Raw genomic sequence first — 14111 nt, 5'->3', positions numbered from 1 at the left:
ATTTCAATAAATTTTGATGCGTACAGCAAGCCGCAATTTCGCGGATTGTAAATTGTGACGAGATGCATAGTTTATCGATATTCGCTGGCTAAATAGGTATTTTGCCGTTTAGTATTGCCGAAATTCCAAGGCATCGTGATCCATAATAGCGGTGAATTGTCGACCAATTAACCGTAGTAAACCAAAAAACAGGTTGATCTTCTTTGTTTATCGCTCAATAGTAAAAAGAAGAATTACATTCGAACATCGTGCGATTAAAACGTCGCAACATGATATAGGACGTTAGAGTCAATATGGGTAAGTCACTAGTAATAGTGGAGTCGCCAGCTAAAGCCAAGACTATCAACAAGTACCTCGGTAAAGATTTTATTGTAAAATCGAGTGTAGGACACGTACGTGACCTGCCTACTGCTGGTCAAAGTACAGGCAAAAAAGCAGCTGCGGTTTCGACAAAAGGCTTAAGTGCAGAAGAAAAAGCACGAATTAAGAAAGATAAAGATCGTAAAGCGCTGATCAAGAAAATGGGTATTGACCCTTATCATGACTGGGCTGCGAACTATCAAATTCTGCCGGGCAAAGAAAAAGTTGTTGCCGAGCTACAAAAACTCGCCAAAGATGCAGATCACGTCTATCTCGCAACCGATTTGGACCGTGAGGGAGAGGCTATCGCTTGGCACCTTCGCGAGATCATCGGTGGTGATGAAGAGCGATACAAACGTGTAGTTTTCAACGAAATCACAAAAAATGCCATTCAGCAGGCGTTCCAATCGCCAGGTGAGCTGAGTATGGATGGAGTCAACGCGCAGCAAGCTCGTCGTTTCCTCGATCGCGTGGTTGGCTTTATGGTTTCTCCTTTGCTTTGGAAGAAAGTTGCGAGGGGCCTATCTGCTGGGCGTGTTCAGTCTGTTGCCGTTAAGCTGCTCGTTGAACGAGAGCGTGAAATTAACGCTTTCATCCCAGAAGAGTTCTGGGATATTCATGCTAACACCCAAACCAAAGACAATGTCGATTTTCGTCTGCTCGTAGCTCAAAAAGATGGTGTGGCCTTTAAACCGGTCAACGAATCTCAAGCATCGACTGCAGTTGCAACTCTAGAGAAAGCCACCTTTGAGGTGTGTAAGCGCGAAGATAGACCCACACAGAGCAAGCCTTCGGCACCTTACATCACATCAACATTACAGCAAGCGGCAAGTACTCGTCTTGGCTATGGCGTTAAAAAGACCATGATGTTGGCACAGCGTCTGTATGAAGGCGGTTATATTACCTATATGCGTACCGATTCTACCAACTTGAGTAGCGAGGCTGTAGAGAACTTACGTGGCTTTATTGGCGAAGAATTTGGCGATGCTTACCTACCAGCTAAGCCTATTAGGTACGGCAGTAAAGAAGGGGCGCAAGAAGCGCACGAAGCGATTCGACCTTCAGATGTTAATGTCAAAGTTGATGATCTAAAAGGAATGGAAGCGGATGCACACAAACTTTATTCGCTGATTTGGAATCAGTTTGTAGCGTGTCAAATGACACCGGCAAAATATGATTCGACCACCATCAGTGTCAAAGCATCAGAATACACTTTGAAAGCCAAAGGTCGTATTCTAAAATTTGACGGTTGGACTCGTGTTCAGCGTCCACTTGGTAAAAACGAAGATGCGATCTTGCCATCGGTTCAGATTGGCGACAAGTTGTCTCTAGATGCTTTAGAACCAAAACAGCACTTCACTAAACCGCCAGCGCGTTTTACTGAAGCTGCTCTAGTGAAAGAACTAGAAAAGCGTGGTATTGGTCGTCCATCGACTTACGCTTCGATCATTTCGACTATTCAGGATCGTGGTTACGTTAAAGTTGAACAGCGCCGTTTCTATGCAGAGAAAATGGGTGAGATTGTTTCTGATCGTCTGAGCGGCAGCTTTGAAGACTTAATGAACTATGACTTCACGGCACGTATGGAGCAGAAGCTCGACCAAATCGCAGAGGGTGAAGCTAATTGGAAAGGCGTACTCAATGGGTTCTTTGCGGACTTTACCGCTGATCTAGAAAAAGCCGAGCTTGATGAAGAGATTGGCGGCATGCAGCCAAATCATATCGTTGAAACGGATATTGAATGCCCAACTTGTTCTCGTAAAATGGGTATTCGTACAGCATCGACAGGTGTTTTCTTAGGGTGTTCAGGTTATGCTTTACCACCAAAAGAGCGTTGCAAAACCACCATTAACTTAGGTGACGAAGAAGGCATCATTAATGTTCTTGAAGAGGACGTTGAAACAGCCGCATTGCGTGCGAAAAAACGCTGTCCTATTTGCGAAACCGCAATGGATGCCTACCTAATCGACGACAAACGTAAATTGCATGTATGTGGTAATAACCCAAATTGTGATGGCTATGTCGTAGAGAAAGGTGAGTTCAAGGTTAAAGGATACGACGGCCCAACGGTTGAGTGTGATAAATGTAACTCTGAGATGGTATTGAAAAATGGCCGTTTTGGTAAGTACATGGGGTGTACAAACGAAGAGTGTAAAAACACCCGTAAGATCCTTAAGAATGGTGAAATTGCACCACCTAAAGAAGATCCCGTTCATTTCCCTGAACTGCCTTGCGAGAACTCTGATGCGTACTTTGTATTAAGAGACGGAGCCTCTGGCCTGTTTATGGCCGCGAGTAACTTTCCTAAATCTCGCGAAACACGAGCGCCTCTTGTAGAGGAGTTACGGAGATATAAAGAGCGGATATCACCTAAGTTCCATTATCTTGCAGATGCTCCCACAGCAGATCCTGATGGTAAGCCGACTGTGGTCCGCTTTAGCCGTAAATCGAAAGAGAATTATGTACGTTCAGAAGTTGATGGTAAGCCATCGGGTTGGACTGCACTCTATGTAGACGGCAAATGGGAAATCACAGACAAACGAAAGAAACCTAAAAAATAGTAGTTGAAAGAGCAGCGTTGTAACGCTGCTCTTTTTTTTGCATAAGTTGCACCATTGTTTTAATCACCGCTTTGCGGATAAAACGGTAGAGTCCTCCTGTAAGCCATGTGGTATTTGACGTTGCGGGGGACTAGGCTCGAAATTTAACGTTGATAATGTGTATGAATTTTGTAATGACTAAGTAACCCGCCCAATTTTCCAGTACGCCATACTGTGACCTAACTCAAAGCTCGTAGTGAAAGTCAAATCAAGTTAATAGAATGCAGCATTATGCATTGTAATCTCAACGAGAAACGATAATTTAGGTAAATGCAAAGCAAAAGATCTAATGATAGCTTTAATGGTTAATTTTATTTGTTGATATACGATTTAACGAAGGCTTGGTAGGGCAACCCGCCAAATTTGTAGTTTACAAAAATACGTCATCGAACGATCCCCCGAACTCAATAAAAGTATCGCGTTTGATGATGACTAACAAGGCTGTAACGAGAACGGAGAAATAAATGGCTGGTGTATTAGGAATGATTCTTGCTGGTGGCGAAGGTTCAAGGTTAAGACCATTAACGGAGCCGCGCAGCAAACCTGCGGTTCCTTTTGGTGGAAGTTATCGCCTCATTGATTTTGCGCTTAACAACTTTATTAATGCGGATCTAATGAGGATCTACGTGTTAACACAGTTTAAGTCGCAATCACTTTATCTACATATGAAAAAGGGTTGGAACCTATCTGGAATTACCGATCGATTCATTGATCCCGTTCCAGCACAGATGCGTGATGGCAAACGTTGGTATGAAGGCACAGCTGATGCGATCTATCAAAACATTCGCTTCATTGAATTATCTGACCCTGAGCAGGTCTGTATTTTTGGCTCAGACCATATTTACAAAATGGATATTCGCCAAATGCTGGATTTCCACAAGCGTATGGAAGCAAAACTGACGGTTTCTGCACTGCGTATGCCATTGAAAGAGGCAACTGAATTTGGCGTCATTGAAGTCGACGAAAATGGCAAGATGATCGGCTTTGAAGAAAAACCAGAGAACCCAAAATCTATCCCAGGTCATCCAGATATGGCTTTAGTTTCAATGGGTAACTATATCTTTGACGCTAAGTCCCTATGCCATGAGTTAGAAATCGATGCTGACAACAAAGAATCTAGCCACGATTTTGGCAAAGATATCATTCCTAAGATGTTCCCTGAAGGTGAAGTCTACGTCTACGATTTCTCGACCAACAAAATCCCTGGTGAGAAAGACACAACGTACTGGCGTGATGTGGGTACCATTGATTCTTATTGGGCTGCCCACATGGATCTGTTAGAGCAAGAACCACAGTTTTCTCTTTATAACCGCTCATGGCCTCTACACACCTATTATCCGCCATTGCCACCTGCCACGTTTGTCGATGCTGAGCATCACAATGTTAAGGTAACAGACAGCTTAATTTCAGGGGGTAGCTATGTACAAGGCTCTTCCATCTATAAGTCTGTACTGGGTTATCGCAGTAATATTGCAGCAGGAACAAAAATCAGTGAATGCGTTATCTTGGGGGATGTAAAAATTGGCGCAGGGTGTACAATCAGTCGCACGATTATTGACAAAGATGTTGAAATTGCACCTGGAATGGTCATTGGTGAGGATCTTGAGCTAGATGCGAAAAGATTTCACGTGTCACCAGAAGGTGTTGTCGTCATCAAGAAAGGGATGAAAGTTGGATTCTAGAATGAGAAACCTTGATGTTTGGTTTCCAGTTTCTGAAGCGCAAGGATTGGTAAAAAGTGGAGGCTTGGCTGATGTAGCCAAGGCTCTGCCAAAAGCGTTGCAAGAGCTGGATAAAGACGTTGCGATAGCAATTCCTGGCTATCAGGCACTGCCTGATAAAGAACACTATGAATTGGTTCTATCGACAGAATTGGAACATTGGCCCCATACTGCATATCAAGTGAAAAAAACGGCACTGGATGGTGTCGATGTTTTCGTTATTGAATGCGATAAGTATTTTGACCGTCCCGAGTTATACGCCGAGCACAATCGAGCTTACAGCGACAACGGTGAACGTTTTGGTTTTTTTGCGGCGGCAAGCTTGGATGTACTCCCTAAGCTCGGCATTAAACCTAGTGTTGTTCATGCCAATGACTGGCATACCGCACTTATCCCATTTTTGTTGAAAGTTCGCTACGAACACGATGAGCGCTTTGCCGGCATTAAGTCAGTACTCACGGTTCACAATGCAATTTTTAAAGGCATTTTCTCTTACCCTCAACTCGAAATCATTCCGGAATTAAACTTATCTGGAATGGAATTTTTGCAGTGGGACCCAGGATACGTCAGTACATTGAGAGCAGGCATTGCTTTTGCTGATAAGATCAATGCAGTAAGCCCCAATTATGCAGCAGAGCTGGTGACCCCTTTAGGGGCTCATGGCCTAGTTGATGACTTTGTACACAGAGCTAAAGATCTGCACGGCATCGTCAACGGTTGCGACTATTCAGAGTGGAACCCACGCAACGATGACTTCCTGCCAAAGGCTTATAGCGATGAACTGGAAGACATGTTGCAAGGAAAGTTGGCGGCAAAAACACTGTTGCAAACAGAGTTAAACTTGCCACAAAGAGATATTCCTATGGTCGGTATGGTGTGTCGCCTGACTCACCAAAAGGGCTTTCACTATATCTTACCGATCCTGGAAAAGTTCTTACTCAATGATGTACAGGTGGTGATTATCGGTACCGGCGAGCCAGAAATCGCGGCTCACCTAAAAGATATTGCCGAACAATACAGTGATAAGCTTTCATTTGTAGAGGCATACAGTAATCGTTTTGCTCACTTGGTAGAAGCTGGTGCTGATTTCTTCTTAATGCCCTCTGAGTTTGAGGCTTGTGGTTTAAATCAGATCTACAGTATGGCCTATGGCACGTTGCCTATTGTGCGACAAGTCGGTGGACTAAAAGATACCGTTGTTGATTACGATGAAAATCCGGCACAAGCGACAGGATTTGGTTTTATTGAGCCTTGTCATGATGCTTTGCTTATAGCGTTACAGAGAGTGGTGTTGTTCTATCTACAAAACCCTACGGAAATGCGCCAGATGCAGCTCAGAGCGATGAGAAAGGACTTTAGCTGGCAAGAGTCGGCAAAAGAGTACATCTCGATGTACGAGCTCGCATTGGGCGAGAATTAACACACGGACAAAAAAGCAGCGTTTAGAGCTGCTTTTTTCTTTTAGAACGAAGCGATAAACATTTGGCAATCATTTTCAAAGAAAAATTATTGGGTAGAATATCGCAAATTCTGCCGATTATGGTAGGGTATGGGCAATTACGACCAGAGAACAAATGAGCGATATGAGTCAAGCGTTACTATTTCATAAAACCTATCCACACCCTACAAGTAAAGAGTGGGTAGTCTTTGTGCACGGTGCGGGGGGCAGTTCATCCATTTGGTTCAAGCAAATACGAGCCTATAAAGAGCACTTTAACCTGCTTTTTATTGATTTACGTGGTCACGGTAAGTCCAACCAGCTGATTAAAGATATCATCAGTAACAAATACACCTTTAAATCGGTGACGATGGACATCTTACGTGTTCTTGATCATTTAAAAATCCAGTCGGCACACTTTGTAGGAATGTCACTGGGAACGATCATTGTGCGTAATATTGCAGAACTGGCTGTTGAACGTGTGAGAACTATGGTGCTAGGGGGCGCTGTAACGCGACTTAATACGCGCTCTCAGATTTTGGTTACCCTAGGTAATTTTAGTAAGCACATCATTCCGTACATGTGGCTATACCGGTTATTCGCGTATATCGTCATGCCACAACGAAGTCAAAAAGAGTCGCGCCATCTATTTGTGCGTGAAGCGAAAAAGCTGTGTCAAAAAGAGTTCAAACGCTGGTTTATTCTGACCTCAGAGGTTAACCCTCTAAACCGCTATTTTAAAGACAAAGAACTTCCAATCCCAACGCTCTATTTGATGGGAGATAAAGACTATATGTTTATTCAGCCTGTTAAAGAGATGGTGGCGGAGCACCGTTCTAGTCAATTAAAAGAAATTGAAAACTGTGGCCACGTGTGCAACGTAGAGAAGCCTGAAGAGTTTAATCGACACTCGATTAACTTTATAAAAGAAAACAGCTAAATAACGTCCTAGAGCACTATTTAGCTGTAAGCTAGCTCTTTGGTCCAGAGCCGGTCAGTCATCTACTGCTCAGAACCTATCGCCTCACAATGCCAACACACCGCAAATTGCCAATCATTGGTTTCTCCACACTGTTGACAAAGCCAAGTCTTAGTGTCGTTCGATTTCAACTGGTCTAGCTTAAACTGATATATAACCTCTAGGGCCTGAGACTTCTTCTTTGGTTCATCAAGCCAAATATAAGGTTGAGTTGAATCGTCAAAAGGGATTTCACCTTGCAATCCAAATAGACCCTCACCACGTACTTCACAGTGAATATTTTCCATATTAAGCAACTGGCAAACGATGTGAGTCTCGGCTGGGTTTGAACCTATGTATATTTTCATTGCGTCTCGTTACTGGATTTGAGGTGTTTTTTGAAGTCGACCCATAATCCACTTCGTAATCAGCGGGAATAAACCTAATAACGCAAAAGACAGTAGGACACCAGGAGAGACTATGCCCGATAAGCTATCAATAGTGGCAAGTTGGGTCCCCGCATTCAAATAAACTGCAGTTCCTGGCAGCATACCGATCTGACTCACTAAGTAAAAGCGCGACGCTTTAATAGGTGTTAATCCCATGAGTAAGTTGATAAGGAAAAAAGGAAAGACAGGAATCAACCTCAAAGAAAACAGATAAAAAGAGCCATCTTTCTCGACACCACGGTTAATGGTTTGTAATTTAGAACCAAATTTACTTTGTACCCAGTCGCGTAGTAAGAATCGACTGCTTAAAAAGGCAAGTGTCGCTCCAATGCTACTGGCAAAAGAAACAAGTAGAAGGCTATTCCAGAATCCAAACAGAGCAGCACCTAAAAGAGTGACTACTGCAGCTCCGGGGATAGAAAAAGCCGTAATGGCAACATAAACGAAGAAGTAGCTGATGGCAGCCGTCACAAAGTTATCTTGGATATAACTTGTCAGGACTTGTTGTTGTGCTTTGGCATTTTCAAGGGTGAGTAAGTGGCTAAAGTTCATAGCCAAAAAAATGATAGTGGCTACGAGAATAATACCGAATATGAGCTTCTTATTCATGCTTAGATTCCTAGTGGGTCTGCTTGTTAGTCTAGTAGACAGGGCGAACAAACATTAAATTTCAATGAGTAGGAATAAAAAAAATCAGCCAAATGGCTGATTTTATATAGAAGCGCAGTTAGTTAGCACAACCTACTTGCGAGCTCGTCACGCTTAGTCTGAGGAATAACGGACCAATGAGTGCCGTTAATTGCTCCTTCTAAGGCCCAAAGCAGTTCTAAGCCAACACTATTTGTGTGCGTTCTTTGAATCGCTTTGTAAGCTTCAACCGAACCATGTTCTTCTAGATCAACCACAGAGTCGATGCCTGCTTTTTTGAGCATTCTCTCTGTAGTAAGTCGTAAGTTAGGCAGGTCTTTGAGGCGAGTTGGTTTGGCCTCTGACTGTTTCTCCTTTTCTTGTTTTGCGATTTCCAATGCTGATGTGGCATACGTTAAAATTGTCGCCTCATCGTTCCAGCAATCTTCAGGAAGTGCAAAGTACTTAGTAACTACTGGGAATCCGCGTTTCTTGTAGACGTAAGGCTTGTAACCTAGAGTCTTGAAAGTTGAAGCGGTCTGACGGTTAGCTCTGATATGTAACTTATCATTCACTGCTAATGCAAACATTGTATCGTCTACAAAAATGCCAAATCCACCAAACATCGAGCGTGATTTAACTCTTCCTAGTTGACCAAATAATTGCATCGAATTTTTTAATATTGGATTGTCCATGCTTTCTATATCTCGGTGTTGTTGATTAAGTCACCAGAATCAGGTCCGAGAGGTTAGCAAACAGGTGTCAAATTCATGTCAGGTTTTTGAATCCTTTCAAAAAAAGTCACCTTTGCCATCGGCAGCCCCGCTACCTACCAATTCATTTGGTTTAGGCCGGTGGCTTTGCGTCCCACCCTTTCGAATGGTTTGCCCTGTGCGTGACCCCAATAGGATAAAATGAAAGCACATTACTTCGGCAAGGTTATGGTTCATTTTTGTGATATTGGTTCACAAAAAGGATTGTGATTTGTGATGAAGGGGTAATATTTACTAACAAATTCATAAATATTAATTGTGGAAGAGATCAAAAAAAACGCCCGAAAGGGCGCTTTTGTCATTGATTTGTAATGTCTTTGACAGAATGTCGTTCGATAATTTCTGGGTGCATTTCGAAAATTCGCTTTTCGTGCCCCTTATCTTTGATTCGTTCTAAAAGAATTTCAAACGCGTTTTTACCAACACGGCGCTTTGGTTGGTGAATCGTAGTTAACGGCGGCGAAAAATACTCAGCCAGTTCAATGTTGTCATAGCCGATAACGGAAACATCCTCAGGTACGCGAACCCCCAACTGTTGAAGTCGGCTCATCAAGCCAAGTGCCATAGTATCGTTAAAACAGAATACAGCTGTAGGTCTGTCTTCCATTGCTGCGATGCGGTTTGCCGCGATAACAGCAGTATCGCACTCAAAGTTGCCTTCTAAAATGCGATCTTCTTTCATTTCTAGACCTGCTTCGGCCAATGCTCGCTTATAACCAATAATTCTCTCTTTACAAACGGCCTTTTCATAATGACCACTTAAGCAGGCAATATCGGTATGACCTTTGCTGATAAGGTACTTGGTGGCTAAATACCCGCCTTCTTCCGAATTATCAATGATTTTGTCTGCTTGTGAGCTTTCAGGTCCCCAATCCATAATGACTTTTGGAATGTCGGAGTGCTTTTCTAGCATTTGCAGCAGTTCTTCAGTTAGGTCGGAACACATGACTAACATACCGTCGACGCGCTTTTCAGCAAGCATGCGGATATAGTCTCGTTGTTTCTCGTAAATACCCCCGGTATTACACAGAATCAGCGTATAACCTTGTCGATAACAGTAGCTTTCGACACCATCGATAACCTCAGAGAAAAATAAGTTAGTTGATTGTGTTACTAGCATTCCAATGGTGCGAGTTGAGTTGCATTTCAAGCTTCGAGCGACGGCACTTGGGGCGTAGTTGAGTTCGTCAACGGCCGCCATTACTTTTTCTTGTGTAGCTTCTGCTACGAATCGTGTTTTATTGATTACGTGAGAGACGGTAGTCGTTGATACGCCGGCAAGACGGGCGACATCTTTAATTGTTGCCATAACTGGATCCTGTAGAAAACGTATTCTCGGATTGTTTTCTTCTTTATTATTAAAATTAGTTTATACCTAAGAAAATGCATAAATACTTTCTTAGGTATAGTCGATAGTGGTTCATTAAAAAAACCGCTGGTAAAAGCGGTTATTAATTGGTGCTGACCTTTGTAGGTATTGTAGATGAGGGTCATATAGCACTCTATGTGACCTGATTCTAGTACTAGAAGGAATGGCAAGCAATGATCTACCTAGCAAATATACAGCTCGTGCAGCATTTCTAGCAAATACATGAACGGTAACTAACCGGAAAATGCACTATTGTTCGACCTTTAAGTACTGTAAATCAATATTGCAGAACGCTAATAGTACCGATGACACGGCCGAGTAGAAGCCAAACTCATCTTGTTTCTGACAGCGTTGGGTAAACTCGGGGAGCCAGGTTAACAGCTGACTTTCTATGAAATTGGCTTGATAGCGTAGAGCCTCTTCCATATGAACAGCTGATTCCAATTCATTAGAACGAATGATCAAATTTCCGAGAAAGTCGAGTTCGATTGCAATGTGATCCGCAGGCTCGTTGAGGTTTTTATCAACGGCAATATTGTGCTTTGCTAACAGGTCTGCCATATCTTGCGCTGGGGTGTCATTAAGTAAGCCGGACTTACCTATGTACATAGAGGCATAAGGCAGCGCACCGTGTTTATCGGTTTTTAAAAAAAGATCGCAGAAGTCCGCAGACAGTTCTAATTGTGCGTCTTCTCTATCCTGTAGTTGATTCAATGAAGTTATTAATTGCTCTATCGGCTTGGCAAGCATTTCGTTTTGTCCCAAACCGGTAAGGAACGACCTAATCTCGGCCGAGTGATATTTATCGAGTTCTTGTTCGGTCAGCTCTTTGGCAAACAGGCTCGACAACCACCAATATATTTCAGCTCTTTGTTCATTGAATGCTTTGAGTTCTTGCATTTTGTTCTACTCCACAACGTAATGACATAAGTTTAGCGAAAAAAAATGAACAGCAATAACTCTTTTCATGAAGAAAAATAGTGATTTGTTATCAAAGATAAACAGAAAGCAAACGCTTGGTACCAGTGTCAACGTTATCGCTAAATTAAAGCGCGTTTGTTCTTGTGATGCGATTGAGTTTGTTTTGAATCAATAAAGCTCCGAGTTTCTATTGTTCTTGCAAATGTGAGCTAGAATTGTGAACAATTATGAATAGAATGACTCGGTAATCCGATTTTTTTAAAAGTGGTGAATATGAGCTATCACGTTTTAGTCGTCGAAGATGATGTTGTCACACGCAGCAAGTTAGCAGGGTACTTTGAGAAAGAGGGGTATCAGGTTAGCGAAGCTGAAAATGGCGTGCAAATGAGGGAGGTTTTGCAATCACAAAACATCGACCTGATTATGCTAGATATCAACTTACCGGACGAAGATGGCCTGATGTTGACCAGAGAACTCAGAAGCCACTCAGATATCGGAATTATTCTTGTGACAGGCAGAACCGACAGTATCGACAAAATTGTCGGGCTGGAAATGGGGGCTGACGATTACGTTACGAAACCTTTTGAGCTTCGAGAGTTGCTCGTACGCGTAAAGAACTTGTTGTGGCGGATTTCTTTAACCAACAAAGCGGTAAGCCGAGATACTTTTGAACCTGACGGCAATACCGTGCACTTTTCCGACTGGATCTTTGACAAACAACGACGTTCTTTAAGTCGTCATGGCGAACCGGTGAAACTCACCAAAGCCGAATACGAACTGCTGGTGGCATTGTCCAGCTATCCTAATCAGGTATTAAGCCGTGACCGAATATTGAATATGATCAGTCACCGGGTGGATGCACCAAATGACAGAACAATCGACGTTCTGATCCGCCGCATGAGAGCGAAAATGGAATTTGATCCCAAAAACCCACAGATTTTTATTACGGTTCATGGCGAAGGCTATATGTTTGCAGGAGATTAGTTTCACGTGTTTCCATGTCACTATTTTTGAGAATCGCACTGACGCAATTTTTCAATGAAGTTAGCATGACTACGAGGGCGTTAGCCTTTACTGTTGAGAACCATATAAGAAAGGCCCATGAGTTATCATCGGCCTTTTTTGATGTTCAATCAGCTAATTTGTGCTTGGGGTCGCTTTATTCGGGTAATACCAACTCATTGTCATCCCCACCAGTTAGATCAGACACGTTGATATCAACAGGCTCAAATTGTTCTTCCGATACCCAGTCACGCAGACTTTTCCAAATCAACCCCATCTGCTCGTGCCAATACTTCTCCGTTTGCTCTAAGTACACTGCTCTTGGAGCGTATTTTTGCCAAAATTGCTCGACGTTTTTCTGAGCCAGATAGTTGGTAGGCGCTGGAATAGGATTAAGGCCAGCAGATTCAAATTCACTCATAGCCCTTGCCATGTGGCTTGCCGATGTCACCAATACCAATTTCTTGGTATTAACAAAAGCGGCGGCTTGGCGAGCTTCTTCCCAAGTGTCTTTTGCGGTTTCAAGTAAAACAATATCCGGTTTCGGAACCCCCAAAGCCAATGCAACTTTTGCCATCATGCGAGCATGGCTTACTTCAGTACCACCAGAGTAGCCAGACAATATAAGCTTAGTTCCAGGATACATACGCATAATGCGTATCCCTTCATTCAGCCGCATCAAAGAACTGCGGCTTAATTCAGATGTAGGCGGAATGGCGTCGTCAACCACATGGCCACTGCCAAGTACCATTACGTAATCAATAGATTCTGCTGTGGTAAGAAACGCTGTGTATTGACGTTCCAAAGGCATTAACACCCGGCTAGAGAATGGTTGGAAAGAAACGAGAAATATCCCACAAAGAGATGTAAGAATAACCATACAGCCTAGGCGACGCCTCGCTGTAAACATGATGAGTGCTAAACCCAAAAAGCCCAAAATGAGCATAGCAGGTAAAGGCATAAGTAAAGATGACACGACTTTTTTCAGCTCAAACATAGATAAATAGTCCGAAAAAACACCACTTGACGCTGTAAAGGGCACAAGATCCTTTATTCCTGCCACTTATATGACAGAATAGCGATACGATTCGTTATGATAACTCAACAAACTGTGACAGAAGACCGAAATTTCGACGATATTGCCCACAAATTTGCAAAAAATATTTATGGCTCGGAAAAAGGTGAGATCCGTCAAACTATTGTTTGGCAAGACATAACCGAAATCTTAGCTCAGTTGGATGATACTAAAAAAACACTCAAAGTATTAGATGCTGGTGGGGGATTGGGCCAATTATCGCAGCGTATAGCCTCGCGTGGACACCAAGTCGCCTTGTGCGACCTCTCTTCAGAGATGCTTGCGATTGCAAAAGCGGACATCGAGAAAAATGGATTAAGCGACCGTTATCGGCTGATTCATAGTCCAATACAGAATATTGAACAGCACATAGAGGGGTCTGTTGACCTGGCGCTTTTTCACGCCGTAATGGAGTGGTTAGCGGATCCTAAGTTTGCTCTTGAAAAAGTCTTACAGCAAATTGAACAAGGCGGTATTGTTTCTGTTATGTTCTACAACCATCATGGTTTGGTTTTAAAAAACGTCATCTGCGGCAATATTCCACACGTACTGGATGGAATGCCGCATCGAAAGAGATTTAAGCTTCAGCCCCAAAAAGGGTTAAAGCCTGAAGATGTTTATCAATGGATAGAGCAAGCCGGATTCGAAATCTGTGGAAAATCTGGAATCCGTTCTTTTAGTGACTACATTGGTAACATGGAATATATGGGAGACTATACGGCAGAGGATGTCTTGCAGCTTGAACAAACGCTGTGCAGGCAAGAACCGTATTTGTCTCTGGGTCGATACATTCATGTATGGGCTAGGAAAAAATAACA

At 42.9% G+C, this 14111-nt stretch carries 12 protein-coding genes and 1 riboswitch; of the genes, 6 read left to right on the top strand and 6 right to left on the bottom strand.

Going from position 1 to position 14111, the window contains the following annotated elements; genetic code table 11:
• Positions 1–293 precede the first annotated feature (293 nt).
• The 4 genes from topA (at position 294) to LNL84_RS13925 (ending at position 7059) form a co-directional block, all read left to right on the top strand.
• Entirely contained in the window at positions 294–2921 is a 2628-nt protein-coding gene (topA, locus tag LNL84_RS13940) for a type I DNA topoisomerase (protein WP_244358178.1), read from the top strand.
• Positions 2922–3424: 503 nt separating this feature from the next.
• On the top strand, positions 3425–4642 hold the full coding sequence (gene glgC, locus LNL84_RS13935; RefSeq protein WP_244358177.1) for a glucose-1-phosphate adenylyltransferase: 1218 nt from the start codon (positions 3425–3427) through the stop codon (positions 4640–4642).
• Between the two features lies 1 nt (position 4643).
• Complete coding sequence (glgA, locus tag LNL84_RS13930) at positions 4644–6101, top strand: glycogen synthase GlgA (protein ID WP_244358176.1); 1458 nt, start codon at positions 4644–4646, stop codon at positions 6099–6101.
• Between the two features lie 163 nt (positions 6102–6264).
• Positions 6265–7059, top strand: a complete 795-nt coding sequence (locus tag LNL84_RS13925) for an alpha/beta fold hydrolase (RefSeq protein ID WP_244358175.1) — start codon at positions 6265–6267, stop codon at positions 7057–7059.
• Between the two features lie 62 nt (positions 7060–7121).
• Here the strand turns inward: LNL84_RS13925 and LNL84_RS13920 are convergent, their stop codons facing one another.
• The 5 genes from LNL84_RS13920 to torD form a co-directional block, all read right to left on the bottom strand.
• Entirely contained in the window at positions 7122–7445 is a 324-nt protein-coding gene (locus tag LNL84_RS13920) for a putative signal transducing protein (RefSeq protein WP_244358174.1), read from the bottom strand.
• A 9-nt stretch (positions 7446–7454) separates the two neighbouring features.
• Complete coding sequence (locus LNL84_RS13915) at positions 7455–8135, bottom strand: TVP38/TMEM64 family protein (protein ID WP_244358173.1); 681 nt, start codon at positions 8133–8135, stop codon at positions 7455–7457.
• 122 nt (positions 8136–8257) lie between these two features.
• Entirely contained in the window at positions 8258–8848 is a 591-nt protein-coding gene (locus LNL84_RS13910) for a TfoX/Sxy family DNA transformation protein (protein ID WP_244358172.1), read from the bottom strand.
• Positions 8849–8965: 117 nt separating this feature from the next.
• Positions 8966–9052: riboswitch (cyclic di-GMP riboswitch) on the bottom strand.
• Positions 9053–9224: 172 nt separating this feature from the next.
• The gene (gene purR, locus LNL84_RS13905) at positions 9225–10235 is read right to left on the bottom strand and encodes an HTH-type transcriptional repressor PurR (protein ID WP_244358171.1); all 1011 of its coding nucleotides are present in this window, start codon (positions 10233–10235) and stop codon (positions 9225–9227) included.
• Between the two features lie 309 nt (positions 10236–10544).
• The gene (gene torD, locus LNL84_RS13900) at positions 10545–11195 is read right to left on the bottom strand and encodes a molecular chaperone TorD (RefSeq protein WP_244358170.1); all 651 of its coding nucleotides are present in this window, start codon (positions 11193–11195) and stop codon (positions 10545–10547) included.
• A gap of 294 nt (positions 11196–11489) precedes the next feature.
• On the opposite strand from torD, the gene torR reads away from it, so the two are divergent.
• A complete protein-coding gene (gene torR, locus LNL84_RS13895) occupies positions 11490–12200 on the top strand; it encodes a two-component system response regulator TorR (RefSeq protein WP_244358169.1) in 711 nt (236 codons plus the stop codon).
• A 175-nt stretch (positions 12201–12375) separates the two neighbouring features.
• Here torR and elyC read toward each other — a convergent pair whose 3' ends face one another.
• A complete protein-coding gene (gene elyC / locus LNL84_RS13890) occupies positions 12376–13215 on the bottom strand; it encodes an envelope biogenesis factor ElyC (protein ID WP_244358168.1) in 840 nt (279 codons plus the stop codon).
• 114 nt (positions 13216–13329) lie between these two features.
• Between elyC and cmoM the strand changes: the two genes are divergently transcribed.
• Complete coding sequence (gene cmoM, locus LNL84_RS13885; protein ID WP_244358216.1) at positions 13330–14109, top strand: tRNA uridine 5-oxyacetic acid(34) methyltransferase CmoM; 780 nt, start codon at positions 13330–13332, stop codon at positions 14107–14109.
• Positions 14110–14111: the final 2 nt, after the last annotated feature.

The sequence above is a fragment of the Vibrio gelatinilyticus genome, from assembly GCF_022836845.1.
Taxonomy (GTDB): Bacteria; Pseudomonadota; Gammaproteobacteria; order Enterobacterales; family Vibrionaceae; genus Vibrio; species Vibrio gelatinilyticus.
Note: the sequence above shows the minus strand (reverse complement) of the source record. Positions and strands in the feature narration are given on the sequence as shown.

Bases quoted from the DNA above. Each gene is read 5' to 3' on its own strand.
- topA (WP_244358178.1), top strand. From the start codon at position 294: ATGGGTAAGTCACTAGTAATAGTGGAGTCGCCAGCTAAAGCCAAGACT.
- glgC (WP_244358177.1), top strand. From the start codon at position 3,425: ATGGCTGGTGTATTAGGAATGATTCTTGCTGGTGGCGAAGGTTCAAGG.
- glgA (WP_244358176.1), top strand. From the start codon at position 4,644: ATGAGAAACCTTGATGTTTGGTTTCCAGTTTCTGAAGCGCAAGGATTG.
- LNL84_RS13925 (WP_244358175.1), top strand. From the start codon at position 6,265: ATGAGTCAAGCGTTACTATTTCATAAAACCTATCCACACCCTACAAGT.
- LNL84_RS13920 (WP_244358174.1), bottom strand. From the start codon at position 7,445: ATGAAAATATACATAGGTTCAAACCCAGCCGAGACTCACATCGTTTGC.
- LNL84_RS13915 (WP_244358173.1), bottom strand. From the start codon at position 8,135: ATGAATAAGAAGCTCATATTCGGTATTATTCTCGTAGCCACTATCATT.
- LNL84_RS13910 (WP_244358172.1), bottom strand. From the start codon at position 8,848: ATGGACAATCCAATATTAAAAAATTCGATGCAATTATTTGGTCAACTA.
- purR (WP_244358171.1), bottom strand. From the start codon at position 10,235: ATGGCAACAATTAAAGATGTCGCCCGTCTTGCCGGCGTATCAACGACT.
- torD (WP_244358170.1), bottom strand. From the start codon at position 11,195: ATGCAAGAACTCAAAGCATTCAATGAACAAAGAGCTGAAATATATTGG.
- torR (WP_244358169.1), top strand. From the start codon at position 11,490: ATGAGCTATCACGTTTTAGTCGTCGAAGATGATGTTGTCACACGCAGC.
- elyC (WP_244358168.1), bottom strand. From the start codon at position 13,215: ATGTTTGAGCTGAAAAAAGTCGTGTCATCTTTACTTATGCCTTTACCT.